A 24,025-nucleotide genomic window follows, 5' to 3' on the forward strand; every position below is an offset into this window, starting at 1 on the left:
CTGCCAGTTCGCACCCGTGGCCGTTCAAGAACATGCATGGAGTGAGGAACGATGACCGGACTCGCCGAACGCCTGGCTGACCTTGCCAGCGGCGCAATGCTGCACAACGCCCGCGTCACCGGGCTCAGTCGGCACTCGCCGGAGTTCATTCGGGTGGAGCTGTCGGCGGAGGCGTTCCGGAAGGCTACGTGGGTGCCCGGAGCAAAATTGCAGTTCCGGCCGCGGCGCGGCTCGATGAACCTGCGCACCTACACCCCCGTCAGCTGGGACGCCGCCCGGGGCGTGACGGAGCTGATCGCGTACACGCACGGCGACGGTCCCGCGGCGCAGTGGCTCGGGCAGGCGGCGGAGGGCCAGACGTGTGAGGTCTTCGGCCCGCGCCGCTCGATCGACCTGCGCGACGCCACCGGTCCGGTGCTCTTCGTCGGCGACGAGTCCAGCGTGGCGCTCGCCTGCGCGTTGCGTACCGTGAACCGCGACGTCTCGCACGTGTTCGAGGCACGCGATCCGGCCGGGCTCGTCGACGTGCTGGCGCAGCTGGGGATCGCCGAACGGGTGGCGGTGGTCGCGACGGCCGCCGACCGTGCCGAGCTGCTCCGCCAGGCACGCGACGACGCCATGCAGGCGCCGTACACCCTCGTCGTCACCGGCGACGCGGCGACGGTGCACGCCGTGCGGCGAGACACCCGCGGGTGGGAGCGCAAACCCCGGCAGGTCAAGGGCAAGGCGTACTGGGCCGAGGGCCGCACCGGCCTCGACTGACCACCGGCGGGAGTCAAGCGGCCGCCCGCAGGACCGGCATTGACAACTGTTCGTCGATGGCGGTCGGGGGTGGCCGTCCGCCACGATGGTCAGCATGCCAGTGGGCGGCGGGCACCTGTTCATCAGCTACGCGAGGCTCGACCGCGACTACGTCCAGCGGCTGGCCGGATACCTGGCCCGTTCAGGTGTGCTGGTCTGGGTCGACGACGAGATCCCCACCGGCGAGCGCTGGGAGCACGTGCTGTCCGCGCGGATCGCGTCGTGCTCGGCCCTGCTGCTGGTGATGTCGCCCGCCGCGGCCGCGTCGTCGTGGGTCTCGCGCGAGGTGCGGCTGGCGCAGGAGCTGGGCAAGCCCGTCCTCCCGCTGCACCTGGACGGCCCCATCATCCTCGGTCTCGACGACGTTCAGGCCGAGGACGTGCGGGACCGGACGATGCCCCGCCCGGCGTTCGTGGAGCGGCTGCGCGGCCGGGCGCCGCTGCGGCGCCTGGTCCGCACGGTGGTCGGGGTGGTGCCGGAGGCCGCGGACTGCTTCCAGGTCCGCGAGGTCTCCGCCGCGTTGGACCGGGCGCTGGACTTGGTGGGTCCGGCGATCGCCGCGGGCGCGCCGGCGCAGATCGTGTCCGGCCTGGGCGGCGTGGGCAAGACCCAGATCGCCGCGGCCGCCGCCCGCCGGCTGCGGGACAACGGCGAGCTCGACGTCCTGGTGTGGGTCACCGCGCGAGACCGCGACGCCGTGCTGCAGGTGTACGCGAGCGCCGCCGCCGCGCTGGTGGGCGCCGACCCGCTCGACGTGGCGAACGCCGCCGCCGGGCTGCTGGCGCACCTCGCCGTCACCACCGCCCGCTGGCTGATCGTCCTGGACGACGTGGCCGATCCGGGGGCGCTGGCCGGGTTGTGGCCACCGCGGACGTCGACGGGTCGGGTGGCGGTGACGACCCGGCGGCGCGACCCGGCGCTCGCCAGCCACGGTCACGTGACGTCGGTCGGGCTGTTCACCCCGGCGGAGGCGGCCGCGTACCTCGCCGAGAAGTTCCGGGACACGCCGACCCGGCTGGTCGGGGCGGCCGAGCTCGCGGCGGACCTGGAGCTGCTGCCACTGGCGCTGGGTCAGGCCGCGGCGTTCATCGAGGAGCAGAACCTGACCTGCGCCTGGTACCGGACGCTGCTCGCCGAGGCGGCCGACCTGGTCGACGTCGTACCGGTGGAGGGGGAGCTTCCCGACGACTACCCGCGCACCGTCGCCGCCACGCTGCGCCTGTCGATCGAGGCGGCCGACGGCCTGCGCCCGGCGGGCCTGGCCCGCCCGATGCTGGCGCTGCTGGCCCTGCTGGACGCGAACGGCATCCCGGCCGAGGCGGTCGACTCCCCCGCCGTGACGTCGTTCCTGTCCGCCCGGCGACCCGACGACACCGCGCCCGCGGTCACCGCGGCCCAGGCCCGGGCCGCGGTGGCCTGCCTGACCCGGCTCAACCTCGCCGACCAGGACCCGCCCGCCGCCGGCGGCGCCGCCGGACGGATCCGGGTCCACGGCCTCGTCCAACGGGTCGCCCGGGACCAGACCCAGGCCGAGACCCGGGCCGCCGCCGTGACGGCCGCGGCCGACGCGCTGGTGCACGCGTGGCCGGAGGTCGAACGCGACGCCGACCTGGGCCAGGCGCTGCGGGCCAACGCCGCCGCGCTCGAGGCCCGCGCCGGTGACGGCCTCTGGAGCGCCGCCGCGCACCCGCTGCTGTTCCGGCACGGGCAGAGCCTGGGCGAGGCGGGCCTGGTCCGGTCCGCCGCCGGGTACTTCTCCGGCCTGCGGGACGAGGCCGCCCGGCGGCTCGGACCGGACGCCCGCGACGCCTTGACCGCCCGGCATCACGTTGCCCGGTGGCGAGGGCAGGCCGGTGATCCGGCCGGCGCCGCCGAGGACCTGGCCGCGCTGCTCACCGACCGCCTCCGGGTCCTCGGACCCGACCACCCCGACACGCTGGACACCCGCGGCGACCTCGCCGGCTGGCGGGGCCTGGCCGGCGACCCGACCGGTGCGGTCCGCGCGTACGAGCAGCTCCTCACCGATCACCTGCGGGTCCTCGGACCCGACCACCCCGACACCCTGACCATCCGGGCCAACCTCGCGTCGTTCCGGGGACGGGTGGGCGACCTGGCCGGGACCGTCGCGGCCAGTGCCGATCTGCTGCGCGACTGCCTGCGGGTGTTCGGCGCCGACCATCGCCGGACGCTCGCGGCCCGCCTCAACCTGGCCTTCTGGCAAGGGCGGATGGGCGACCTGGCCGGTGCGGTGGCCACGTACGAGGAGCTCATCGGTGAATACCTACGGGTTTACGGGCCACGGCATCCGGAGACCTTGGGCGCTCGTGGCAACCTGGCGGCCATCCGGGGCGAGGCCGGCGACCCGGCCGGTGCCGCGGCCGCGTACGACGAGCTGCTCACCGACGAGCTCCGGATCCTCGGACCCGAACACCCGGACACCCTGGGCACCCGGCACAACCTCGCGGCGTGGCGGATGCGGGCGGGCGAGCTGACGGCCGCCGTCACCGCGTACGAGCAGCTGCTCACCGACTACCTGCGGGTCCTCGGTCCCGAACACCCGGACACGCTGTCCACCCGCCACAGCCTCGCCGATGTGCGCGGGGCGGCCGGAGACGACACCGGCGCCGTGACCGCCTACGAGGAGCTCCTCGTCGACAGGGTGCGGATCCTCGGACCTCATCACCCCGAAACGCTCCGCACGCGCGGCAGCCTTGCCGAGTGGCGGGGACGGTCGGGCGATCCGGCAGGAGCCGCGGCCGGGTACGAGCAGTTGCTCGCCGACTACCTCCGGGCCTTCGGCCCCGACCACCCCGACACGCTCGGCGTCCGGTCCGGCCTGGCCCGGTGGCGCGGCGAGGCGGGCGACCTGATCGGGGCGGCCGGTGCGTACGACGACCTGGTTGCCGACAAGCAGCGCACGCTCGGACCCGATCACCCCCAGACCCTGGCCGCCCGTGGCGGTCAGGCCCGATGGCGGGGCGAGGCCGGCGACCCGAGCGGGGCGGCCATCGCCTACGAGCAGTACTACGCCGACTGCCTGCGGGTCCTCGGACCTGATCACCTCGAGACCCTCGACGCCCGGGCCGGCCTCGCCCGGTGGCGCGGCGAGGCGGGCGACCGGGCCGGCGCGGCCGTGGCGTACGAACACCTCGTGGTCGACCGCCTGCGGGTCCTTGGCCCCGATCACCCCCAGACCCTGGCCGCCCGCGGCGGTCTGGCCCGATGGCGGGGCGAGGCCGGCGACCCGGGCGCCGCGGTGGTCGACTACGAACAGCTCGTCGGCGACACGCGGCGAGTGCTCGGACCCGACCATCCCGAAACGCTCGACACCCGCAGGCGTCTCGCCCAGTGGCAGGCGGAGGCGGGCGACCTGGCCGGCGCCACCGCCGCATACGCGCGGCTCCTTGCGGACTGCGTGCGGATCTTCGGACCCGACAACCACCGCAGCCTGGACGCCCGCCGCACCATCGCCGAGCTGCACGGCCGGTCCGGAGACGCCGGCGGCGCCGTCGCCGCCCATGAGCGGCTCCTCGCCGACTGCCTGCGGATCTTCGGACCCGACCACCTCGCCACCCACGCCGCCCGGGACAACGTCGGCCGCTGGCAGAGCCTCTCGGGTGACCATGCCGGCGCCGCCGCGACGTACACCCAGCTCCTGGCCGACCGCCTGAGGGTGCTCGGACCCGACCAGCTCACGACGCTCAGCACCCGCGGCAACCTGGCCCAGTCAATGGCTGACGCGGGCGACGCGACCGGCGCCGCCGCCACCTGCGAACAGCTGCTCGCCGACTGTCTGCGGGTCTACGGCCCGGATCACCTCTTCACGCTGGCGAGCCGCAACAACCTCGCCCGATGGCGCGGCGAGGCGGGCGACGCGGCCGGCGCCGCCGCCGGGTATGCGCAACTGCTCGCCGACCGCCTCCGGGTCCTCGGCCCCGACCATGAGGAGACGCTGGACGCCCGCGACAGCCTCGCCCGCTGGCAGGGCGAAGCGGGCGACGCCGCCGGCGCCGCCGCCACGTACGAGGCGCTGCTCGCCGACTGCCTGCGGATCGCCGGACCCGACCACCCGGCGACGCTGCGCACCCGGCAGCACCTCGTGCGCTGGCGGGGGCAGTCGGGCGACGCGGCCGGTGCGGCCGCAGTCAGCGAACAGCTCGTCGCCGACCTGCTGCGAATCTCCGGACCCGACGACCCGGTCACCCTGACGACGCGGTCGGTCCTGGCGCACTGGTTGGGCGAGGCCGGCGACCCGCTCAAGGCCGTCGGCGCGTACGAGCAGCTCCGCGCCGATTGTGCACGGATCCTCGGGCTCGACCACCCACTGACCCTGGACGCACAGGCCAAGCTGACGGAATGGTCGGCGAGGTCCGGCGACAAGGCCCACGCAGCAGTTGCCTGCGAACTGCTGCTGTCCGACCGCCTGCGGATCCTCGGCCCGGACCACCCCGACATCCGCGCCACGCGGGCCGCTCTCGCCCTGTGGCGGTGGGAGTCGGGACACCGCGCCGGCGCGCTGGCCGCGGCCGAGGAACTGCTCGCCGACCACGTGCGGCTGTCCGGCCCCGACCATCCGGACACGGCCGGCACCCGGGCGACCATCGCCCGCTGGCGCGCCGAGCCGACCGACGAACGCGCCGAGCCGACCGACAAGGCCGCCGAGCCGACCGACGAGACCGCCGAGCCGACCGACGAGACCGCCGAGCCCGCCGGCGGCGCGTGAGCTCGGCAGGCGACGGGAAATTGCGCGGCGTGCAGTGGCCGGCGCGGTTAGATTGACGGGCGTGAGCAGGATCGTCTCGGTCAACCTGGCGGTGCCGGAGCCCAACCCGGTCAAGGACGTCGGTGTCACGGGCATCAACAAGCGGCCGGTCGATCATCTGGTCGAAGTGCGCGCGCCGGGACCGAAGTCGACCGGGTCGCACAGCGGCCTGGTCGGCGACCAGATCTTCGACACCAAGCACCACGGCGGCGACGACCAGGCCGTCTACGCGTACGCGCGGGAGGACTACGACTGGTGGCAGGCAAGGCTGAGCCGCCGGCTGGCCAACGGGCTCTTCGGCGAGAACCTGACGACCGAGGAGCTCAACGTCAACGGCGCGGTCATCGGCGAGCGGTGGCGCATCGGTCCACGGCTGGTCCTCCAGCCGACCTTCGGCCGCATCCCGTGCGTCACGTTCCAGCACAAGATGGGCGAGCCGCGCTGGATGAAGACCTTCGCCCGGGCCAACCGTCCGGGCGCATACCTGCGCGTGCTGGAGCCGGGCGAGGTGTGGGCCGGCGACCCGGTGACCGTCGAGGACCGCCCGGCGCACGGGGTGACGATCGCGCAGGCGTTCCGCGCGTACATGACCGAGCCGGAACTGCTCCCCGGGCTGGTCGACACCGACGGGCTGCCCGACGCTCTGCGCGAGACCCTCGCGCGGCGGCTGCTCCAGCGCCGGTAGACGGCCGGGGCGAGCAGAGGAATCGTGCCGTGGGCCCGTTCGCGCCTCGCCGCATCCGTGCCGGACGGCCACGACGCGGCCAGGGCCGGTCGTGAGGGGACACGGCCTGCTGGCAGACGTTCGACCGCTGCGGGAGTCGCCGGAGTTCCGCCGGCTGTGGTTGAGCTCGACGCTCTCCTCGGTCGGTGGGCAGATGACCACCTTCGCGGTGGCGTTGCAGGTGTTCCACATCTCCCGGTCGTCCGCCGCGGTGGGTGCGGTCGGCCTGGCCTCGGCCGTCCCCGCGATCGTCGTCGGACTCGCCGGTGGTGTGCTGATCGACTCGATGGACCGTCGCCGGCTCGTGCTCGTCACCAGCACGGTGCTGGCCCTGGTGTCCGCCGGGTACGCCGCGCAGGCGTTCGCCGGCAGCAGCGCGTTGTGGCTGCTCTACGTGCTGGCCGCGGCGAGCGGCGCGGTCAGTGCGGTCAACACGCCGGCCCGGCGCACGTTCATGCCCCGGCTGCTGCGGCGCGAGCTGGTGCCCGCCGGCGCGGCCCTCACGATGATCTCCGGCTACTCCGCCATGATCGTCGGGCCGGCGCTCGCGGGTGTCGTCGCCGCGGCGGCAGGGCTCAAGGTCTGCTATCTCATCGACGCGATCAGTTACGGCGCCGCCCTCTACGGCGTGTTCCGGTTACCACCGATGCGGCCTGACGGAACGGCATCGCGGCGCAGCCTCGCGGCGGCGATCGAGGGGCTGACGTTCGTCGTGCGCAACAGGGCGCTGCGCGGCGCCATGCTCGCCGACCTGAGCGCGACCGTGCTGGCCATGCCGATTGCCTTGTTCCCTGCCATCAACGCCGACCGGTTCGGCGGTTCGCCCCGCACGCTGGGGCTGCTCAGCACCGCGATCGCGGTCGGCGGGCTGCTCGGCTCGGCACTGTCCGGCCCCGTCAAGGGCGTCACCCGCCCCGGCCGGGCCATGCTGATCACCGGCGCGATCTGGGGCGCAGCCGTCGCGGGATTCGGTGCCGTGCACGGGCTGGCCGCATCGCTTGCGCTGCTCGCCGTGGCCGGCGCCGCCGACATGCTCTCCGTGGTCTTCCGATCCACGATCGTCCAGCTTGCCACCCCGGACACGATGCGCGGCCGGACGAGTTCCGCCGAATACGTCGTCGGGGCGGCGTTTCCGCAGGTGGGCAACTTCCGCGCCGGGGTACTGGCGACGGTGTCGACACCCCAGATCAGTGCGGTGGCAGGAGGGATGGCCGCCGTGGTTGGGGCCGGCCTCATCGCGGCCAAGCTGCCGGCCTTCGTGGCATACCGGCACGTCGACAGTCCCGCGTCCGCCGCCGGGCCGCCTTGACGCGCTCAGGGCCTTCGTGCGCGAACGACACGAAGGCCCTGGGATGAGGCGGTTCCTACGCCGGGCGGCCGTAGCCGTACAGCGAGTCGATGTCGATCGGAGCGATCTTCACGACGGTGCGGCTGTTGGGGGCGTGGATGATCTGGTTGTTGCCGATGTAGATGCCCACGTGCCCGAGGCCGTTGTAGAACACCAGGTCGCCGGGGGCGAGCTGGCTGCGGGAGATGTGGCGGACCTTCTGCCACTGCTGGGCGGCGTTGTGGGGCAAGGACACCCCGGCCGCCTTCCACGCCATCATGGTCAGCCCGGAGCAGTCGAACGTGTTCGGCCCGGCGGCGCCCCAGACGTAGCGCTTCCCGAGCTGGGCCCACGCGTAGTTGACCGCCTTGCCGGCCGAGCCGGAGACCGCCGGCGGTGGGCCGGGGGGCGCCGCGGTGGTGGTCGTCTTGGGCTTGACCTTCGCCGCGGCGGCAGCGGCCGCGGCGGCCGCCTCGGCCTTGGCCTGCAGGGCGTCGAGGCGGGTGATGTCGCCCTCGATCTTCTTGCGGCGGGTCTCCAGGTCGATCTTCTGCTGGCTCTGCGCCGCCTGCGTGTCGGCCAGCCGCCGCCGTTCGGTGTCGAAGGCGTTCTTCGCCGCGCCGTACGCGGCCAGGTCGCGCTGCTGGCTGTGGGAGATCTGGTTGAGGGTGCCGACGCGGTCGGTGAAGGCGCCGGACGAGCTCGCACCGAGCATGAGCGACCAGGTGCCGAGGTTGCCGCCGGTCTTGTACGCGTTGACCGCGAGCGTGCTGGCGGTGTCCTGGGCGGCCTCCATCGTGGCCTGCAGCGGCGCCAGGTCGGCCTGCAGCTTGGTGATCGCCGCCTGGGTGGCCTCCAGATCGCCGTTGACCTTGTTGTACTGCTCGACGACGAGCTCGAGCTGGTTGTTGCCCTTGTCGATCTGGGCCTGGATCTCTTCCGGCGTCGGGTCCGCGTTCGCGGCGCAGGCCGGGGCGATGATCGCCGCCACAGCCAGCGCGACGATCGCGGTGCGTAACGTCGTGCGTCCGTTGAACACGGCACAGTCCTTCTTCCCGGACCGCCTACCGGGTTAGCTGACGGATTCGGGCGAGAAGAAGGCGCGCCCTACCGCGCCGCGGCGCGGATTCACCCCATGGAAACCCTGTGGTTCCCCGGCTCATCTGCCGACGCCCGCAGCACGGACGCGCGACCGACGACTCGGCGGTGGCTGCCCGGCCACCCCGGCGGGGTGACGACGTCCGGCAGGCCAGCCCAAACGTAACGGCCGGGGAGACCGTCGAGCCTCGATCTAAGCCACACTTAACGAAGACCCAAGACGTAAGACGAACTCGGCCGGCGGTGCGGCGTCAGGCGAACCATGTCATGGCCTGGCCGTGACCGCGGGTCCAGGCCAGCGGCGTGCCGTCGAGGGCCAGCACGTTGTGCAGCGGCCCGTCCGGTGCCGGCGGCGTGCCCTGATGCGGCACGACGTCCGCCCCCTCGACAGAGATCCAGTGGCCAGGCAGCTGCCGGACCAGGTCGACGAACAGCGCCCGGCGCTCGGCCGGCACCTGGTACAGCACGGAGGTGTGGAACACGACCAGCGTCGCGCCGGCCGGTGCGAGGGCCGCCAGCCTCGGCAGGTCGTCCACGAGGTCGCCGCGGTGCAGCGCCGGCGGGTCCGCGGTGGCGATGGCGGCCGCGGCGCGCAGGCGGTCGCGGCGGTGGTGGTGTTCGGGCCAGATCAGCGCCTCCAGCCAGGCCAGGTCGGCCGGGTCGGTCACGTCGAGCGGACGCAGGTCCAGGCCGGCCCGCCACGTCACCTCCGGCACGCGGGTCGGCGGCGCCGCTCCGGTGAGCGCGCAGTCGAGCACGGGTCCGCCCGATCCGAGCTCCACGTCGCCGTCGCGATGGGTGAAGCGATACGAGTACCGGTCGGGGTACAGCCCCAGGCCGGCCGCGGCGCCGACTTCCAGCAACGCCAGGGGCTGCGGCAGCGTGGCGAGCACCGGCAGCAGCAGCGCGCAGCGGCCGGTCTCGTTGGTCTGTGTGGCCCGGGTCCGCAGTTCGGCCGCCACGGCGGGCCAGTTGGCCACCGTGAAGTCGTGGAACGCGGCCGGCTCGTCGACCGGCCCGCCGAGCAGCCGCACCACGGCCAGCAGCAGGGTGGGCTGCCGTTTCGGCGCCGGCACCGTTTCCAGCAGGGCGAGGATCTCCTCGTCGGCGGAGATCGCGGCCGCTAGCCGCTCGTAGGTCGGCGACACACCTCGGGCCTCGCGTCCGGCGAAGTCGGCGTACCTCGATGCGGTGGTCACCGCGCGATCGTCGCACAGCCGCGCGGGCGGCGTGCCCCTGCCCGATGCGACCTGGAACGGTCTGGAACGCCCAGGCAGTGACGCCGTGCTCGAGCGAAAGGAAGCGCCATGCACCGCACGTCGCAGGACATCAGCCGGGCGCCGCGACCGGCACACCGACGGCGCTGACCCCGCCCGGCCGGTACAGGCAGTGGTTGCCGGTGTGGATGCGGCGCTGCAGGTGCCCGCCGACAACGGGGTCGGCGCGCGCGACGCGGGCGACGGCCCGCCGGATCGCCCTGCCGACGGCGAGGCGGGCGCGTTCCCTGTCGTCGGAGAACTGGCGCGTCCGCCCGCCCAGGCCCGCGGCGGCGGCGAGTTCCGCCACGAGCCAGTCCCGTTCCGAGCGCAGCTCGGCGGCCCGCTCGACGTGGTCAACGTCCTCCAGCTCCTCGATCCGCGTGCGTAGGTGATCCAGCCGCCGCCGGTACTCCTGCACCGCCGCCCGGTCCAGGACGGGCTGGGTGGATCCGCCGGCGCGGGCGTTACGGCCGCCGAGGGAGGCCACCCCGGCGGCGAGGTCGACGGCGGGGACCTCGGTGCCCGGGTTGGCCAGCAGCACCGCCAGGTGCAGCATGCCGACCGAGTGCCCGACCAGCACGCTGCGGCCGGCCAGCCCGATCCTCCACTGCAGGCCGTCGCGGACGCAGGTCGCGGCCAGCCCCGGCGGCTCGGGAATCAGCGGCTCGGAAACCGGGGGCGGACCGCCGGTCGGCGCCGGTGACCTGGCGACGCACGCCACGTGATCACCCTGCACCAGCAGCACCCACGACCCGTCCCGCCCGAAGGCGGCGACCGTCATGCGCAGGTCGCCGCCGGTCCCCACCGCCCTCGCCCGCACCGCCACCATCCCACGCCGATCGAAGGTGCCGCCCATCGCTCGTCCTCTCTGCAGACCGGCCACGATCGTGCTCGGTGCCGCTCACCGTCCGGTCACAGTCCGCTCATCGCCGTCCCCTTCGTCATTGCGACCGACCCGCCGCACCTGCCGACATACGATGGGCGATCGACGTTGGTAACGGTGGCTGCGGGGGCGGGCGTTGGATGTTCGGGTGCTTGGCCCGGTGGAGTTGTGGGCGCACGGCCACCGGGTCGACCTCGGTCCGCGCCGGCAACGGTTCGTCCTGGCGGTGCTCGCGCTGGAGGCCAACCGGCTCGTGCCGGTCGACCGGCTGATCGACCTGGCCTGGCCGGACGGGGCACCACGGACCGCGCAGCACGCCGTCCAGGTCTGCGTGTCCCGCCTCCGCGCGGTGCTGGCCGACGCCCGCGACGGCACCGGCGACATCGGGATCGACACCCGCGGCGACGGTTACGCGCTGCGGGCCGACCTGCACCAGGTCGACGCGAGCCGGTTCCTGGACCTGCTGGAGCGGGCCGGCACGATCGGCGACGACGAGCGCAGGATCGTGGCGCTCGACGAGGCGCTGGCGCTGTGGTCGGGGCCCGCGCTGTCCGGCGCAGCGCTGACGGCGACCCGTGAGCGGCTGTGCTACCGGCTGGAGGAGGCCCGGCTCACCGCGATCGAGGACCGGTTCGACGCGCGGCTGCGGCTCGGGCAGCACCGCGCCGTCCTCGCCGAACTCGCCGACCTCACGCACGCGCACCCGGGTCGCGAGCGGCTGCTCGGGCAGTCGATGCTCGCGCTGTACCGCAGCGGCCAGGCCCAACAGGCCCTGGCGGTGTATCAGCGGGCCCGGGTCAGGCTCGCCGAGGACGTCGGGCTCGACCCCGGCGCCGAGCTGGTCCGGCTCGAGCTTGCCATCCTGCGCAACGACGCGTCCCTCGACCTGACCCCGGGCCCACGGGCCGGTCACGTGACGGGCCCGCTGCCCCGGCAGCTGCCGCCGGACATCCCGGCGTTCACCGCCCGCCGCCGGGAGCTCGACGAGCTCGACGCCCGGCTGCGCACCGGCGCCGGCGGCCGGGCCCCGGTCATCTCCGCGATCTGCGGCTCCGGCGGCGTCGGCAAGACCACCCTCGCGGTGCACTGGGCCCGCGGCGTCGCCGACCGCTTCCCGGACGGGCAGCTCTACGTCAACCTGCGCGGCTTCGACCCCACCGGCCAGTCGCTGGAACCGGCCGAGGCGATCCGCGTGTTCCTCGACGCGCTCGGGGTGCCGGCCGACAGGATGCCGGCCGGCCTGGAGGCGCGCACCGGCCTGTACCGCAGCCTGCTGGCCGGCAAGCGGATGCTGGTGCTGCTCGACAACGCCCGCGACGTCGAGCAGCTGCGCCCGTTGCTGCCCGGCGAACCGGGCTGCCTGACCGTCGTGACGAGCCGCGACCAGCTCACCGCCCTCATCGTCGCCGAGGGCGCGCACGTCGTCGCGCTCGACCGGCTGTCCCCCGGGGAGGCCCACGAGTTGCTCGCCCGCCGGCTCGGCGTGGAGCGGGTCACCGCCGAACCCGACGCCGTCGAGGCGATCATCGCGCATTGTGTACGGCTACCGCTGGCCCTCGCGATCGCCGCGGCTCGCGCCGCCACCAGACCCGGCTTCCCGTTGGCCGCGGTCGCTGCCGAGCTGCGGCACAGCACCAGCACCCTGGACGTCTTCCAGGGCGGCGACTCGGCCACCGACCTGCGGGCGGTGCTCTCCTGGTCCTATCGGACGTTGAGCCCGGCCGCCGCGCGGCTGTTCCGGCTGCTCGGCCTGCACCCCGGGCACGACATCGACCCGGCCGCCACCGCCAGCCTGGCCGCCGTCCCCCTGCCGCAGGCGCGCCGCCTGCTGAGCGAACTGACCAGGGCGCACATGCTCAGCGAGCACCTGCCCGGCCGGTACACGTTCCACGACCTGCTGCGCGCCGACGCCGCCGAACGCGTCCACGCCGACGGCACCGACGCCCGGCACGCCGCCGTACACCGGCTGATCGAGCACTACCTGCACTCCGGGCAGGCCGCGGTGCCGCTGCTGGACGCGCGACTCGAGCCGATCACCGATGCGGCGCCGCGGCCGGGTGTCACCGTCGCGGCGCCGGCGACCGCCGAGGAAGCCCTGGCGTGGTTCACCACCGAACACGGCACGCTCCTCGCCGCCGTCCGGCTCGCCGCCGACGCCGGCCTCGACGCCTGCTGCTGGCAGCTGGCCTGGACCCTGACCACCTACCTGCTGCGCCGCGGGCTGTGGGACGAGCACACCTGGGCGCAGCAGGCCGGCCTGGCCGCCGCGCGCCGGCTCGACGACCCGGTGGGGCATGCCAATGCCGTGCTCGGCCTCGCGCTCGGCTACGCGCGGGCCGGCCGCTTCGACGACGCCCGCCCGCACTTCCTGCACGCCCTGGACCTGTTCGGCGACCTCGGCGACTACACCAGCCAGGCCCGCATCCTCGACGGCCTCGCCTGGACGGCGGAGAAGGCCAAGCGACCGGCGGAGGCGCTCAGCTTCGCGCTGCGCGCCGCGGACCTGTTCCGGCTGGCCGGCAACGAGTCCGGGCAGGCCGTGGCCCTCAACACCGTCGGCTGGTGCCACGCCATGCTCGGCAACTACGACGAGGCCCTGGCCTACTGTTCCCAGGCCCTGACCGAGCTGCAGAAGATGGGCAACCTCCACGGCGTCGCCCCGACCTGGCACAGCATCGGATACGTCCACCACCAGCTCGGCGACCACCGGCAGGCCCTCACCTGCTACCAGCACTCGCTGGACGCCTGCCGCGACCTCGGCGACCGCTACAACGAGGCCGACACGCTCATCTACATCGGTGACACCCACGCCGCGGCCGGCGACCACGCCGCCGCGCGGGCCGCCTGGCAGGAGTCCCTGGACATCTTCGGCGAGCTCGACCACCCGTCCGCCGCCGACGTCCGCGCCAGGCTCCAGCGGTGACGTCTCGCGGCCGGCCCTCGGCCTGGCCGGGCGCAGGAGCATTCACCACGCGTCAATCGTGCCCCCGGCCGACAGCGGGCCGCGACCCGCATGATCCGCCGCCCGCCGGCAGTTCGAGACCGCGGCCGAGCCGGTCCTGCGCCGCACGGTCCTGGTCGCCGCCGCCGTCGCCGTCCTCGGGCCGCCGAGCACCTACGTGGAGTCGGCGCCGCGGCTGTCGGCGGTCCTGCTGCTCGCCGCCGCCGCGCTGCGCGGCTACCGCCTGGCCCGCCCCGGCCCGTCCGTCCTCGACCGCCTCAGCGTCGTCCTCGCCGTGGTCCCGGCGTGTGCGCTGCTCGCCGGTGCCGCCGTCGCGGCCCTGTACGACGGGACCGACGACATCGTCCCGTCGCTGCGCTGGCTCGGCGGCTACGTCGTCGCCGCCGCGCTCGCCCTGTACGCCGCCCGTTCCTGGCGGAAACCCTGGCCGTGCCTGACCTGACAGCGGTGGCGGGTCCGCCGGTGTGTGGTGCCGGATCGATGCGTACGGTGGCCGGGTGCGAACCAGAGGATTGATGGCCACGATGCCGTCGAGTGGCAAGACGTGGGCGGCGTTTCTCACCTGGCTGATCGGCGGGATCGTCCTCGCCGCCGTGGCGGTCCTGCTGTACGTCGGGCCGCAACCGGACCGGTGGAGCACCGTGGCGATCGGGTTCATCGTCACCGCCGCGACGATGCTGGCCGGCGGCGTCGTCGGGTTCATCTTCGGGGTGCCCCGGGTCCTGGCCGCCGACAGCGCCGGCACCCCGCGCCGCCAGGCGACCATCACGGGCAACACCAACCTCGAGCAGATCTCCGACTGGCTCACGAAGATCCTCGTCGGGGTCGGCCTCACCCAGTTCGGGTCGATCGCGTCGGGTGCCGGCCGGCTCATCGGCAACGTCGCCCCCGCGTTCGGCGACGGCCCCGACGCGAGCGTCTTCACCGGCGGGCTCGGCGTCTTCTCCATCGGCTTCGGGTTCGTCACCGGCTGGCTGTACACGCGGCTGCTGCTCGGCGGTGCCATGGCCCAGGCGGACCGGCGCGCCACCGCCCGGGACCTGATCGAGGCGGCCAGGAACGCGGAGCAGGCCGGTGACGGCGTCGCCGCCCGCGGCCTGCGCGTCCACGCGATGGACCTCCTCGACGGTGACGGCGACGATGACCCCGACGGCCACGCCGCCCAGGACGGCGACCCCGCGCCCGCGCCGGCAGTGGGCACGCGAGACTGAGGGTCCCCGCCCGCCGCGGCGCAGGTGACCGGTCACGAGGCGGGCGTGCGGGTGTCGCGCTGCCGGAGCAGGGCCACGGCGCAGCCGATGAAACCGGCGCTCGCCACGGCCCACCCGGCCGTTGCGGCAGCGGCGCCGATCGGCACGTACGAGCCCAGCAGCGCGACGCACGACGCGGCAAGCAGCGCGACCGCGGCCCAGCGCGGCGCCGTCCGGCCGATCAGCACGGCCGCGCCGAGCAGCAGGCCACCGACCGCGAATGCGACGCCGAACGCGTAGAAGCCGAAGGTCGTGAACGGTGGCAGCTCGCCGAGCCGGTCCAGCATCGCGCGCGTCTCGTCGTCGGCGGCTCCGGCGCGCGCGGCAGCGTAGACGAGGTCGTCGGGGTTGCCATCCGGGTTGAGCATGCCCGGCACGGCGAGGACCGCGCCGGCGAGGGCGAGACGTGGGGCACCGCGCCACGCGAGCGCGGCGAGACCCGCGACGGCGGGTGCCATGGTGACGGCGCCGAGCAGCCCCAGCCAGGCCAGCGCCCGGTAGGCGGCGGTGTGCGCGCCGACGTCGGCGACATAGTCGTCGGTGTCCGCCGGCCACGGTTGCAGCAGCGGGAACGCCACCTGCACCAGCGGCCCGACGATCATGGCGGCGGCCAGGATGCCGCGGGCGAGCCGGCCGGCCTGGGCGGACGGGCTCACCGGTTCCTGCGAGGTGCTGTTCATGCGTCGCTCCTGACTGGGTTGTCGCTGGTCACGGGTGTACCGCGGGCGCCGGCGCCGGCCGTGGCGTGCCGCCGGAGCCCGCACCGGCCAGCAGCGGGACCAGCGCGGCGGCCAGCAGCAGCACCGCCATCAGGGCGAACAGCGTGGCGACGGCGATCCGCCCGGAGCGGCGCGCGGCGAGGGAACGGCCGGTCGGCGCCGGTGCAGTCGTGGACATGGGGGCCTCCGGGTGTTCGTCGGTGTCGTTGTCGACGATGGGCGCTCGACGGTGCGGACACATCGGAGTCCGCCCCGAGGCCCGTTCGGGGGTAACCCTCTTCCGCATCGCCGTCGCGTCGCCCACGCTGGCGGGATGCGTGCAGCGCGCTCCCCCGGCTGGGCCAGGACGACCGCTCAGGTCGGCCTGGTCGCCGGCACCGTCGCGGTCGGGCTGTGGGCGCACTGGCAGTGGCTGCCCGGGGACGGTTTCGTCGACGTGTTCGACATCGCCATCGCCGTCGCGTTCGTCGTCACCGGCCTCGTCATGCGACCCGAACCGGCGCAGCGCCGCAACGGGACGCTGTTCATCGCGATGGGGTTGCTGTGGCTCGGCAACACGGTCAACTTGCGGGTGACCGGTCCGCTGCCCGCGATCGGCTGGGCCGTCACGCCACTGGACGAGATGGTGCTGCTCGTGGTCCTCATGCGATACCCGGCGGACCGGATCGCCGACCGCCTCACCCGGCGGATCGTGGTGCTCACCGTCGCCGCGGTACTGACCCCGTACTACCTCGCCGGGCTGGTGTGGGACCCGTACACGGACGGCTGGGACCGCACGTTCTGGTGGCCGACGGTGTACAGCGCCAACGACGTCGTCCACGGGTTCATCGAGACGTACTTCGTGACGGCGCTGCTGGCCGCCGCGGCCGTCGTGGTCCTTGTCGGCCGCCGGTACGTGCTGACCCGGGGCCTCGGCCGGCGTGAGCTGTTCCCGGTCCTGCTCGCCGCGGTCGCCGTCGCCCTGGCCTACGTCGCCCGCGGCGTCCTGCAGCTCATGCGCGGCACCGAGGACGTCGGCTGGCCGCTGGAGCTGGCCTCCAACCTGGTCGTGCTGATGATCCCGGTCGCGTTCGCCGCGACCGCGCTGCGGCGCCGGCTGGACCGTTCCGCCGTCGCCGACCTGGTCCTCGCCATCCCGCAACCGGCCACCGTCGGCTCCGTCCGCGACGCGCTGCGCAGGGTGCTCATCGACCCGTCGCTGGAGGTGTACGTCTGGCTGGCCGAACGTGCCACGTACACCGACGGCACCGACGTCCTGGACACGCTGGACGGCGCGGGCCGGCTGCGCCGGGACGTCACCGACGCCCGGGGCGGTCAGCTCGCCGTCGTGCTGCTCGACCCGACCCTGGAGCGGCGCGCCGACCTCGTCGACGCCGCCGTGCGCGCCGCCGCGCTCAACCTCGAGAACGCCCGCCTGCATGCCGAACTCGTCGCCCAGCTGCAGGAGCTCGCGCAGTCCCGGACCCGCATCGTCGAGGCCGGCGTCGCCCAGCGCCGGCAGGTCGAACGCGACCTGCACGACGGCGCCCAGCAACGCCTCCTCGCCCTCGCCGCCACCATCGGCCGGGCCCGCACCGCCGCGGCGGCGGACCCGGCGGTGCAGGCGCTCATGGAGCAGGCCCGCGGCGAGCTCCGGCAGGCGCTGAAGGAGCTGCGCGACCTCGCCCGCGGCATCCACCCCGCGGTCCTGGAACAGGTCGGCCTCGGCGCCGCGGTCGAGACGGTCGCGGAGTCGATGCCGCTGCCCGTCAACGTCACGGTCGACACCGGCCGGCTGCCCGCAGCGGTGGAGTCGACCGCGTACTTCGTCATCTGCGAAGCCCTCACCAACGTCGTCAAGCACGCCGCCGCGACCCGCGCCGACGTCACCGTCCAGCGTCGCGACGGCACCGTGCGGCTCACCGTCGCCGACGACGGCACCGGCGGCGCGTCCGCGGCCACGGGCGGCGGGCTCGCCGGCCTCACCGACCGGGTCGCCGCGCTCGGCGGCACCCTGCACGTGGACAGTCCCGCCGGTGCGGGCACCCGCCTCACCGTGGAGCTGCCGTGCGCGTCCTGATCTGCGACGACTCCGCCCTGTTCCGCCGCGGCCTGGCGCTGCTGCTCACCGACGTCGGCGTCGACGTCGCCGGTGAGGCCGCCGACGTCGCGCAGCTGCAGGCGCTGCTGCCCGGTGCGGTCCCCGACGCGGTCGTGGTCGACATCCGCATGCCGCCCACGTTCACCGACGAGGGCCTCACCGCCGCGGCCACGCTCCGCCGCTCCCACCCGGATCTCGGCGTGCTCGTCCTGTCGACCTACGCCGAGACCGCCTACGCGCTGCGCCTGCTGGAGATCGGCGCCGGCGTCGGCTACCTGCTCAAGGACCGTGTCGACGACGCTGCCGCGGTCCGTGACGCCCTGGAACGCGTCGTGCGCGGCGAGACCGTGGTCGACCCCGACATCGTGACCCGGCTGCTGACCCGCCACCGCCACACCGACCGGCTCGACCGGCTCACCGACCGCGAGCGCACCGTCCTCGCCCAGATGGCCGAGGGTCGCTCCAACGCCGGCATCGCCCGCCAGTTGCACCTCGCCGAGAAGACCGTCGAGAGCCACATCGCCACGCTGCTGGCCAAGCTGCACCTCGAACCGGCCGCCGACGACAACCGGCGCGTCCTGGCCGTCCTCGCCTGGATGCGCGCCACCACCCCGTAGCCGCGTGCCGGAGCACGCCGGTGCACGCGGGTGCGGGCGCCGGCCGGGCGTCGATAACCGGTGGAGTTGCCCGGCGGCGCGCTGCTAGCGTCGCCGGATGACGTTGCCCGGCTCCCGACGGCATCTGCCGGAGCTGGGTGGCCTGCCGCCGCGCCGCATCCGCTGCGTGCGCGGCGCGGCCGGGACGCACGCGCCGCCGGCGCCGAACAAGGACAGGCCGTTGTACAGCTGCTGAGACATCCACTGCGCCGAGCAGTCACGCCATGAGTTCCGGGGCCAGCACAGGGAGCTGAATCCACTCCCGCCGGTGGCCTCATCGGAGCATGTCCGCAGGCGTGCGGCCGGCGCAGGGCGCTGCTCGTTCGAGCACTGACATCCCGCATCGACCAGGTGAGTGCGGCGTGCCGTCGTGACACACGGCCCGCCACTCGCCCCTCCGTCATGCGCGGACTCCCTCCGCGGAGCGTCGTCTCCGCACGGAAATGTCGCAGCAGATCGGCACCCCTTGATGACCTCTCACGAAACTGAACGACGACTCGCGACGCAGTGGCTGGTGCGCCCGACGGGCCTGCCGCTGATCCGTCGCCGCTGCCTGCGCTGTACCTCGGCGCGGTACCGCGCGCACGGGAAGTTCCGGGTCAACGCGAACCACAAGCTCCTCGACGTCTGGCTCCTGGCGCTGTGCGTCGGGTGCGGGGAGACCGTCAAACTGACCGTCCTGGAACGAATCCACGTCCGCGCCATCGACCCGCCGACCCTGACCCGGTTCCACGACAACGACGTCGCACTCGCGGCGACGCTGCTGCAGGACCCGGGACTGCTACGGCGAAACGGTGTCACGCTCGACTGGGACGGTGCGTGGACGCTCCAAACGACGCCGGCCGGCCTCCCGGAGGCCGACGTGATCGACACGTCGGTCCGCTTCGCCCAGCGCATCCCGATCAGGCTGACGAGACTGCTGTCGGTCGGGCTGGACGTGTCGCGATCCGCCGTGCACCGGCTCATCGCCGACGGCAGCCTCTCGTCGAAGCACCGGCTCACCGGGAAGTCGTCCAGCGACTTCAGCTTCACCCTGCGCCGGCCCGGCGGCAAGGGAGGGTGCGAAGGCGCTGCGTAGCATCGGCGGCATGGCGACGCGGCTGGTGCAGATCAACATGAAGGCTCGGGACGACGCCGCCCTGGGCGGTTTCTGGGCGGCGGTGCTCGGCTGGGGAATCTCCAGCGAGGGGCCAGGCGTGACCAACCTCGAACCCGAGGGCTTCGTCTACCCCGACCCGGTCGCCGTCTGCATCGACCTCGTCGCCTCCCCGGAACCCAAGACGGTGAAGAACCGCGTGCACGTCGACCTCGCGACCACCTCCGCAGCCCATCAGGCGGAGGTGGTCGCGCGATTGAAGGAGCTCGGCGCAACACCCGCCGACGTCGGCCAGGGCGACGTCCCATGGACGGTCCTGGCCGACCCGGAGGGCAACGAGTTCTGCGTGCTGGACCCCCGGCCGCTGCTCCGCGACACCGGACCGATCGCCGCGGTCGTGGTCGACTGCGCGGATCCGCGGGCCATGGCCAGGTTCTGGGGCGAGGCCATGGACTGGACCGTGCACGACGTGACCGACCACGACGCGGTGCTGCGCTCCGCCAAGAGCATCGGCCCATATCTGCGGTTCTGCCGTACCCCCGACGTGAAGACGGTGTGGAACCGCGTCCATCTCGACGTCCGCCCGTATCCGGGTGACGACCCGGCGGCCGAGGCGGCCAGGCTGCGGGCGCTCGGTGCCGCCGCCGTCGACCTGGGCCGCAGCGACATCCCGTGGACGGTCCTCGCCGACCCGGAAGGCAACGAGTTCTGTCTCCTCGCCCCGGGCTGATCCCGACCCGCTGCGCAACGGCGGCTACGGTCGTCGCCATGACGGTTGTCGCACGCGTCGGCTCGGTCACCCTCGACTGCACCGACCCACGCGCCTTGGCCAGCTTCTACCAGGCAGTGACCGGCGCCGGCCTGGAGTACGCCTCCGACGATGCCGTCGCGCTGGCCCCGGTGCACGCCGGCGGCATCAACCTCTGCTTCCAGCGCGTCGCCGACTACCGGCCACCGCGCTGGCCCGATCCGGCCGCGCCGCAGCAGTTCCACCTGGACCTCTACGCCGCCGACCCGGCGGCCGCGGAGGCGCGCATGATCGAGCTGGGCGCCACTCGCGCGCGGCACCAGCCGGGTGCGGGCCGCTGGGTTGTGCTGCTGGACCCGGCCGGTCACCCGTTCTGCCTGGCGGCCGACCCGGAGCCGCCCGCCTGAGCCAGAGAAGGCCCCGAGGAGTCCGGTCAGCGGGCCAGGCGGCGGGCGACCGCCGGGATCACGATCGCGGCGGCGACGAGGTGCGTCAGCATCAGCAGCGCCTTCGTGGCGGAGGCCGCGTCCGCGATGAGGTCCGGCACCAGGGACAGCACGGTGAGCGCCACGGTGGTGCGGACGAAGGTACGGCGCGGGCGGCGGGCCTTGAAGGACATGACGACCGCAAGCGCCAGACCGATGACGGAGAAGACGGCGGTCAGCATCGCGAAGCCGGGGACCGGGATCGGCGCGCCGTCGACGTCGAGGCTGATCCCTGCCGCGCTTCCGGCGGCGGCGACGGCCGCCGTGGCGCCGCTGGCCAGTGCGGCGGCAACCAGGCCGGTGCCGACGAGCGAGGCGGTGCGGCTGGGGGCGGCGGTGGTGGCGGTTGCGGACATGGTGACCTCCGGTCGGCAGGTGACCGGCGCGGTGCCGGTCTCATGCACAGGTCGAACGGAGCCGACCCCGATCGACAGGTCCGCGCGGAAAAGTCGAGCTGCTGCGGTGGCTCGCCGACGACCACGTCACCGGCGCGTGCGGGCGGCGCCGGCGGCGTTGAGCCCCACGACCCAGATCAGCACGACGGTGAGCCACTGCAGCCACGCCACGGTGCCCATCACGCCCGACAGCAGGTGCCGGGCCGCCTCGTACGGGGTCAGCCAGTCCTGGGCGGGCCGCAGCGCGTCGACGGCGCCCAGTCCGAGCCACAGCGCCAACGGCAGGAAGGTGGCCAGGAACGCCACCGGCGCCGATCGCAGCAGCAGCCCCAGGCCGGTGCCGATCAGCTGGGCGACCACCTGCACCAGCACGCCACCCACCGCGACGACGCCCGCGTGCGCCCACGGGTCCTGCGCCGCGTCCGCCGGGGCGACCGCGAGCGCGACGGCACAGGCGGCAGCGCCGAAGGCGCCGAAGGCGGCGGCCACCAGTACCGCTGCCGAAAGCGTCGGCGCGAGCCGTGCCTCGCCCGGCGCACCACGCAGGTCCCGGACCAGCAGGATGCCCAGCAGCGGCACCAGCACCGACATCAGGCTCTGCACCGGGTCGCTCAGCACCGCGAACGTCCGGTCCGGCGGCGCCACGGCGGCGCCCAGGGCCGCCGCGGCCGCCGCGCCCAGCAGCAGGATGCCCGCGACCAGCCAGCGCCGGGCCCGCGTCCCGACGCATCGACGCAGCGCGCCGCCCAGACCGTTGAGTGAGGTGTACCGCCGCACGTGTCTGCCCCCGTTTGCCGCTGGTGGTGGTGCTGGCGCCGAGCATGGCGGGTGCGGCGCCGGGGGCGCATCGGCCGATGTGCGTGTGCCGACCACGACTTTGGTAGGTCCCGCCCGCCGCCGGTACCTCGTACGCTTCGCACATGTCGGCGCTGCTCTTCGCCCTGCTCGTGCCCGAACCGGCGGGCATCCCTGGGTCGGCGCGGCGGGACCGGCTCGCCGACGCGGTCGCGATCGGCCTGGCCGTCGGCTACGGCGCGCTGATGGTGCCGATGGGCGACGCGACCAAACCCGGTGCGGCGATCCCGTGGCAGCTCGACGTGGCCGTCGGCGTGCTGTGCGCCCTGGCCCTGGTGGCCCGGCGGCGCCGGCCGCTCGGGGTCGCGCTGGCGCTGCTGCCGTTCGGTGCGGTGTCGGTGATGGCGACCGGCGCGATCACGGTCGCGTTGTTCACCGTCGCGGTGCGGCACCGGGCGCCGGTCGTGCTGTGGCTCGGCGCCGCCAACGTCGCCACCAGCGCCGGATACTTCCTGCTGCAGGACGATCCGCCGTTCCCGCTGTGGGTCGACCTGCTGGTGCGCGGGTTCGTCACCGCCGCAGCGATCGGCTGGGGGCTGTTCGTGCGGGCGTACCGCCGGCTGACCCAGTCGTTGCGGGACCATGCGGCGCGCCTGGAGGCCGAGCAGCACCTGCGGGTCGAGCAGGCGCGGCTGACCGAGCGGACCCGCATCGCCCGGGAGATGCACGACGTGCTCGCCCACCGCCTGTCGCTGATCAGCCTGCACGCCGGCGCGCTGGAGGTCCGCACCGACGCCCGGCCGGAGGAGACGGCGCTCGCCGCCGGGGCGATCCGCACCGGCGCGCACGAGGCCCTGCAGGAGCTGCGCACCGTCTTCGGGGTCCTGCGGGAGGGCGCGGCGAGCCGGCCGGAGCCGCCGCAGCCGGGCCTCGGTGACCTGCCCGAGCTGGTCGGCACCGCCCGCGCCTCGGGCATGACGGTCGGCTACACCTGCCACGTGCCGGCGGACGGCCCGGCCGTGATGCTCGGGCGCACGGTGTACCGGTTCGTGCAGGAGGGCCTGACCAACGCCCGCAAGCACGCGCCGAGCGCCGCCGTGCAGGTGCTGCTGGACGGCGTCCCCGGCGGGGAACTGCGCGTCACGATCACCAACCCGTGTGCGGGCACGGGCCACCGCCCGGCGATACCGGGGGCGGGTCTGGGCCTCATCGGGCTGCGCGAGCGGATCGCCCTCGCCGGCGGCCGGGTCGAGCACGGCGCGGAGGGCGGCACGTTCCGGCTCCAGGCGTGGCTGCCGTGGCCGGCGTAGCCCCGGCGGCGCGGCCGATCCGGCTGGCGATCGTCGACGACGACCCCCTCGTGCGGGCCGGGCTGCGCATCCTCATGGGCGGCTCCCCCGACATCGAGGTGGTCGCGGAGGCGGGCGACGGCGTGGAGGCGCTCACCGTCGCCGACGCCCACTGGCCCGACGTGATCCTCATGGACATCCGCATGCCGAGGCTGGACGGGCTGATCGCCACGCAACGCATCCGGTGCCGGCAGTCGCCGCCGCAGGTGATCGTGCTGACCACGTTCAACGCCGACGAGTACGTCCTGGAGGCGCTCCGCGGCGGCGCCAGCGGGTTCCTGCTGAAGGACACCCCGCCCCGCGACATCATCGAGGCGGTCCGCACCGTCGCCGCGGGCGCCGCGATCCTGTCCCCGGCGGTCATCCGCCAGCTCATCGACCACGTCGCCGACCCCCACGCGGGCCCGCGGCGGGCCAGGGCCCGCACTCTCCTGGCCACGCTCACCGACCGCGAGCGCGACGTGGCCCTCGCCCTCGGCCGCGGCCTGTCCAACGCGGAGATCAGCGCCGCGCTCGGCATGAGCGTGCCCACCGCCAAGGGCCACGTGTCGCGGCTGCTGGCCAAGCTCGACCTGAACAACCGGGTCCAGGTCGCGCTGCTCGTCCACGACGCCGAGCTGCCGCTCTGAGCCCCCG

Annotated in this window: 22 protein-coding genes and 1 riboswitch; of the genes, 15 read left to right on the forward strand and 7 right to left on the reverse strand. The window is 74.3% G+C overall.

Features of this window, described 5'->3' with window-relative positions:
* The first annotated feature begins 51 nt into the window (after positions 1 to 51).
* From AB0K00_RS25225 to AB0K00_RS25240, 4 genes are all read left to right on the forward strand, one after another.
* Complete coding sequence (locus AB0K00_RS25225; protein ID WP_363524146.1) at positions 52 to 762, forward strand: siderophore-interacting protein; 711 nt, start codon at positions 52 to 54, stop codon at positions 760 to 762.
* A gap of 94 nt (positions 763 to 856) precedes the next feature.
* A complete protein-coding gene (locus AB0K00_RS25230; protein WP_363524149.1) occupies positions 857 to 5,524 on the forward strand; it encodes a tetratricopeptide repeat protein in 4,668 nt (1,555 codons plus the stop codon).
* 61 nt (positions 5,525 to 5,585) lie between these two features.
* Complete coding sequence (locus AB0K00_RS25235) at positions 5,586 to 6,248, forward strand: MOSC domain-containing protein (protein ID WP_363524152.1); 663 nt, start codon at positions 5,586 to 5,588, stop codon at positions 6,246 to 6,248.
* A gap of 91 nt (positions 6,249 to 6,339) precedes the next feature.
* On the forward strand, positions 6,340 to 7,596 hold the full coding sequence (locus tag AB0K00_RS25240; RefSeq protein WP_363524155.1) for an MFS transporter: 1,257 nt from the start codon (positions 6,340 to 6,342) through the stop codon (positions 7,594 to 7,596).
* A 55-nt stretch (positions 7,597 to 7,651) separates the two neighbouring features.
* On the opposite strand, the gene AB0K00_RS25245 is transcribed toward AB0K00_RS25240, so the two are convergent.
* The 3 genes from AB0K00_RS25245 to AB0K00_RS25255 form a co-directional block, all read right to left on the reverse strand.
* Positions 7,652 to 8,653, reverse strand: a complete 1,002-nt coding sequence (locus AB0K00_RS25245; RefSeq protein WP_363524158.1) for an NlpC/P60 family protein — start codon at positions 8,651 to 8,653, stop codon at positions 7,652 to 7,654.
* A 7-nt stretch (positions 8,654 to 8,660) separates the two neighbouring features.
* Positions 8,661 to 8,830: riboswitch (cyclic di-AMP (ydaO/yuaA leader) on the reverse strand.
* A 133-nt stretch (positions 8,831 to 8,963) separates the two neighbouring features.
* The gene (locus tag AB0K00_RS25250; protein ID WP_363524161.1) at positions 8,964 to 9,911 is read right to left on the reverse strand and encodes a DUF2332 domain-containing protein; all 948 of its coding nucleotides are present in this window, start codon (positions 9,909 to 9,911) and stop codon (positions 8,964 to 8,966) included.
* Between the two features lie 130 nt (positions 9,912 to 10,041).
* Positions 10,042 to 10,827, reverse strand: a complete 786-nt coding sequence (locus AB0K00_RS25255; protein ID WP_363524164.1) for a hypothetical protein — start codon at positions 10,825 to 10,827, stop codon at positions 10,042 to 10,044.
* A gap of 175 nt (positions 10,828 to 11,002) precedes the next feature.
* Between AB0K00_RS25255 and AB0K00_RS25260 the strand changes: the two genes are divergently transcribed.
* The 3 genes from AB0K00_RS25260 (at position 11,003) to AB0K00_RS25270 (ending at position 15,027) form a co-directional block, all read left to right on the forward strand.
* Entirely contained in the window at positions 11,003 to 13,777 is a 2,775-nt protein-coding gene (locus AB0K00_RS25260; protein ID WP_363524167.1) for a BTAD domain-containing putative transcriptional regulator, read from the forward strand.
* Between the two features lie 196 nt (positions 13,778 to 13,973).
* On the forward strand, positions 13,974 to 14,258 hold the full coding sequence (locus AB0K00_RS25265; protein ID WP_363524170.1) for a hypothetical protein: 285 nt from the start codon (positions 13,974 to 13,976) through the stop codon (positions 14,256 to 14,258).
* A gap of 55 nt (positions 14,259 to 14,313) precedes the next feature.
* Positions 14,314 to 15,027 (forward strand): hypothetical protein, encoded by a 714-nt coding sequence (locus AB0K00_RS25270; RefSeq protein ID WP_363524173.1) that lies wholly within the window; start codon positions 14,314 to 14,316, stop codon positions 15,025 to 15,027.
* Positions 15,028 to 15,059: 32 nt separating this feature from the next.
* Here AB0K00_RS25270 and AB0K00_RS25275 read toward each other — a convergent pair whose 3' ends face one another.
* On the reverse strand, positions 15,060 to 15,746 hold the full coding sequence (locus AB0K00_RS25275; protein WP_363524176.1) for a hypothetical protein: 687 nt from the start codon (positions 15,744 to 15,746) through the stop codon (positions 15,060 to 15,062).
* 28 nt (positions 15,747 to 15,774) lie between these two features.
* The gene (locus tag AB0K00_RS25280; protein ID WP_363524179.1) at positions 15,775 to 15,963 is read right to left on the reverse strand and encodes a hypothetical protein; all 189 of its coding nucleotides are present in this window, start codon (positions 15,961 to 15,963) and stop codon (positions 15,775 to 15,777) included.
* Between the two features lie 135 nt (positions 15,964 to 16,098).
* Between AB0K00_RS25280 and AB0K00_RS25285 the strand changes: the two genes are divergently transcribed.
* The 6 genes from AB0K00_RS25285 to AB0K00_RS25310 all read left to right on the forward strand — a co-directional run bounded on the left by AB0K00_RS25285 (position 16,099) and on the right by AB0K00_RS25310 (position 20,772).
* Positions 16,099 to 17,844: an ATP-binding protein gene (locus AB0K00_RS25285; protein WP_363524182.1), complete on the forward strand. Its 1,746-nt coding sequence runs from the start codon at positions 16,099 to 16,101 to the stop codon at positions 17,842 to 17,844.
* A complete protein-coding gene (locus AB0K00_RS25290; RefSeq protein ID WP_363524186.1) occupies positions 17,832 to 18,482 on the forward strand; it encodes a response regulator transcription factor in 651 nt (216 codons plus the stop codon). The genes AB0K00_RS25285 and AB0K00_RS25290 overlap by 13 nt, the downstream gene beginning before the upstream one ends.
* A 97-nt stretch (positions 18,483 to 18,579) precedes the next feature.
* The gene (locus AB0K00_RS25295) at positions 18,580 to 18,717 is read left to right on the forward strand and encodes a hypothetical protein (protein ID WP_363524189.1); all 138 of its coding nucleotides are present in this window, start codon (positions 18,580 to 18,582) and stop codon (positions 18,715 to 18,717) included.
* Between the two features lie 318 nt (positions 18,718 to 19,035).
* A complete protein-coding gene (locus AB0K00_RS25300; RefSeq protein WP_363524192.1) occupies positions 19,036 to 19,599 on the forward strand; it encodes a DUF1062 domain-containing protein in 564 nt (187 codons plus the stop codon).
* Between the two features lie 10 nt (positions 19,600 to 19,609).
* Positions 19,610 to 20,347, forward strand: a complete 738-nt coding sequence (locus AB0K00_RS25305) for a VOC family protein (RefSeq protein ID WP_363524195.1) — start codon at positions 19,610 to 19,612, stop codon at positions 20,345 to 20,347.
* Between the two features lie 38 nt (positions 20,348 to 20,385).
* Positions 20,386 to 20,772 (forward strand): VOC family protein, encoded by a 387-nt coding sequence (locus AB0K00_RS25310; protein WP_363524198.1) that lies wholly within the window; start codon positions 20,386 to 20,388, stop codon positions 20,770 to 20,772.
* 26 nt (positions 20,773 to 20,798) lie between these two features.
* On the opposite strand, the gene AB0K00_RS25315 is transcribed toward AB0K00_RS25310, so the two are convergent.
* Together AB0K00_RS25315 and AB0K00_RS25320 are read right to left on the reverse strand one after the other, a co-directional pair.
* Positions 20,799 to 21,206 carry a DUF6069 family protein gene (locus tag AB0K00_RS25315; RefSeq protein WP_363524201.1) on the reverse strand — a complete coding sequence of 136 codons (408 nt, stop codon included), beginning with the start codon at positions 21,204 to 21,206 and terminating at the stop codon, positions 20,799 to 20,801.
* A gap of 126 nt (positions 21,207 to 21,332) precedes the next feature.
* On the reverse strand, positions 21,333 to 22,022 hold the full coding sequence (locus AB0K00_RS25320; protein ID WP_363524204.1) for a hypothetical protein: 690 nt from the start codon (positions 22,020 to 22,022) through the stop codon (positions 21,333 to 21,335).
* Between the two features lie 143 nt (positions 22,023 to 22,165).
* On the opposite strand from AB0K00_RS25320, the gene AB0K00_RS25325 reads away from it, so the two are divergent.
* On the forward strand, positions 22,166 to 23,350 hold the full coding sequence (locus AB0K00_RS25325; RefSeq protein WP_363524207.1) for a histidine kinase: 1,185 nt from the start codon (positions 22,166 to 22,168) through the stop codon (positions 23,348 to 23,350).
* Positions 23,338 to 24,018, forward strand: a complete 681-nt coding sequence (locus tag AB0K00_RS25330) for a response regulator transcription factor (protein WP_363524210.1) — start codon at positions 23,338 to 23,340, stop codon at positions 24,016 to 24,018. Before AB0K00_RS25325 ends, AB0K00_RS25330 begins: the two co-directional genes overlap by 13 nt.
* The last annotated feature ends 7 nt before the right edge of the window (positions 24,019 to 24,025 follow it).

Origin of the sequence: Dactylosporangium sp. NPDC049525, from assembly GCF_040676755.1 — a bacterium.
In the GTDB taxonomy this organism is placed as follows: domain Bacteria; phylum Actinomycetota; class Actinomycetes; order Mycobacteriales; family Micromonosporaceae; genus Dactylosporangium.

What these genes read in the sequence shown, in the direction of transcription:
- AB0K00_RS25285 (WP_363524182.1), top strand. Translation starts at nt 16,099, where the DNA reads ATGCGTGCAGCGCGCTCCCCCGGCTGGGCCAGGACGACCGCTCAGGTC.
- AB0K00_RS25315 (WP_363524201.1), bottom strand. Translation starts at nt 21,206, where the DNA reads ATGTCCGCAACCGCCACCACCGCCGCCCCCAGCCGCACCGCCTCGCTC.
- AB0K00_RS25295 (WP_363524189.1), top strand. Translation starts at nt 18,580, where the DNA reads ATGACGTTGCCCGGCTCCCGACGGCATCTGCCGGAGCTGGGTGGCCTG.
- AB0K00_RS25225 (WP_363524146.1), top strand. Translation starts at nt 52, where the DNA reads ATGACCGGACTCGCCGAACGCCTGGCTGACCTTGCCAGCGGCGCAATG.
- AB0K00_RS25275 (WP_363524176.1), bottom strand. Translation starts at nt 15,746, where the DNA reads ATGAACAGCACCTCGCAGGAACCGGTGAGCCCGTCCGCCCAGGCCGGC.
- AB0K00_RS25255 (WP_363524164.1), bottom strand. Translation starts at nt 10,827, where the DNA reads ATGGGCGGCACCTTCGATCGGCGTGGGATGGTGGCGGTGCGGGCGAGG.
- AB0K00_RS25305 (WP_363524195.1), top strand. Translation starts at nt 19,610, where the DNA reads ATGGCGACGCGGCTGGTGCAGATCAACATGAAGGCTCGGGACGACGCC.
- AB0K00_RS25230 (WP_363524149.1), top strand. Translation starts at nt 857, where the DNA reads ATGCCAGTGGGCGGCGGGCACCTGTTCATCAGCTACGCGAGGCTCGAC.
- AB0K00_RS25310 (WP_363524198.1), top strand. Translation starts at nt 20,386, where the DNA reads ATGACGGTTGTCGCACGCGTCGGCTCGGTCACCCTCGACTGCACCGAC.
- AB0K00_RS25280 (WP_363524179.1), bottom strand. Translation starts at nt 15,963, where the DNA reads ATGTCCACGACTGCACCGGCGCCGACCGGCCGTTCCCTCGCCGCGCGC.
- AB0K00_RS25325 (WP_363524207.1), top strand. Translation starts at nt 22,166, where the DNA reads ATGTCGGCGCTGCTCTTCGCCCTGCTCGTGCCCGAACCGGCGGGCATC.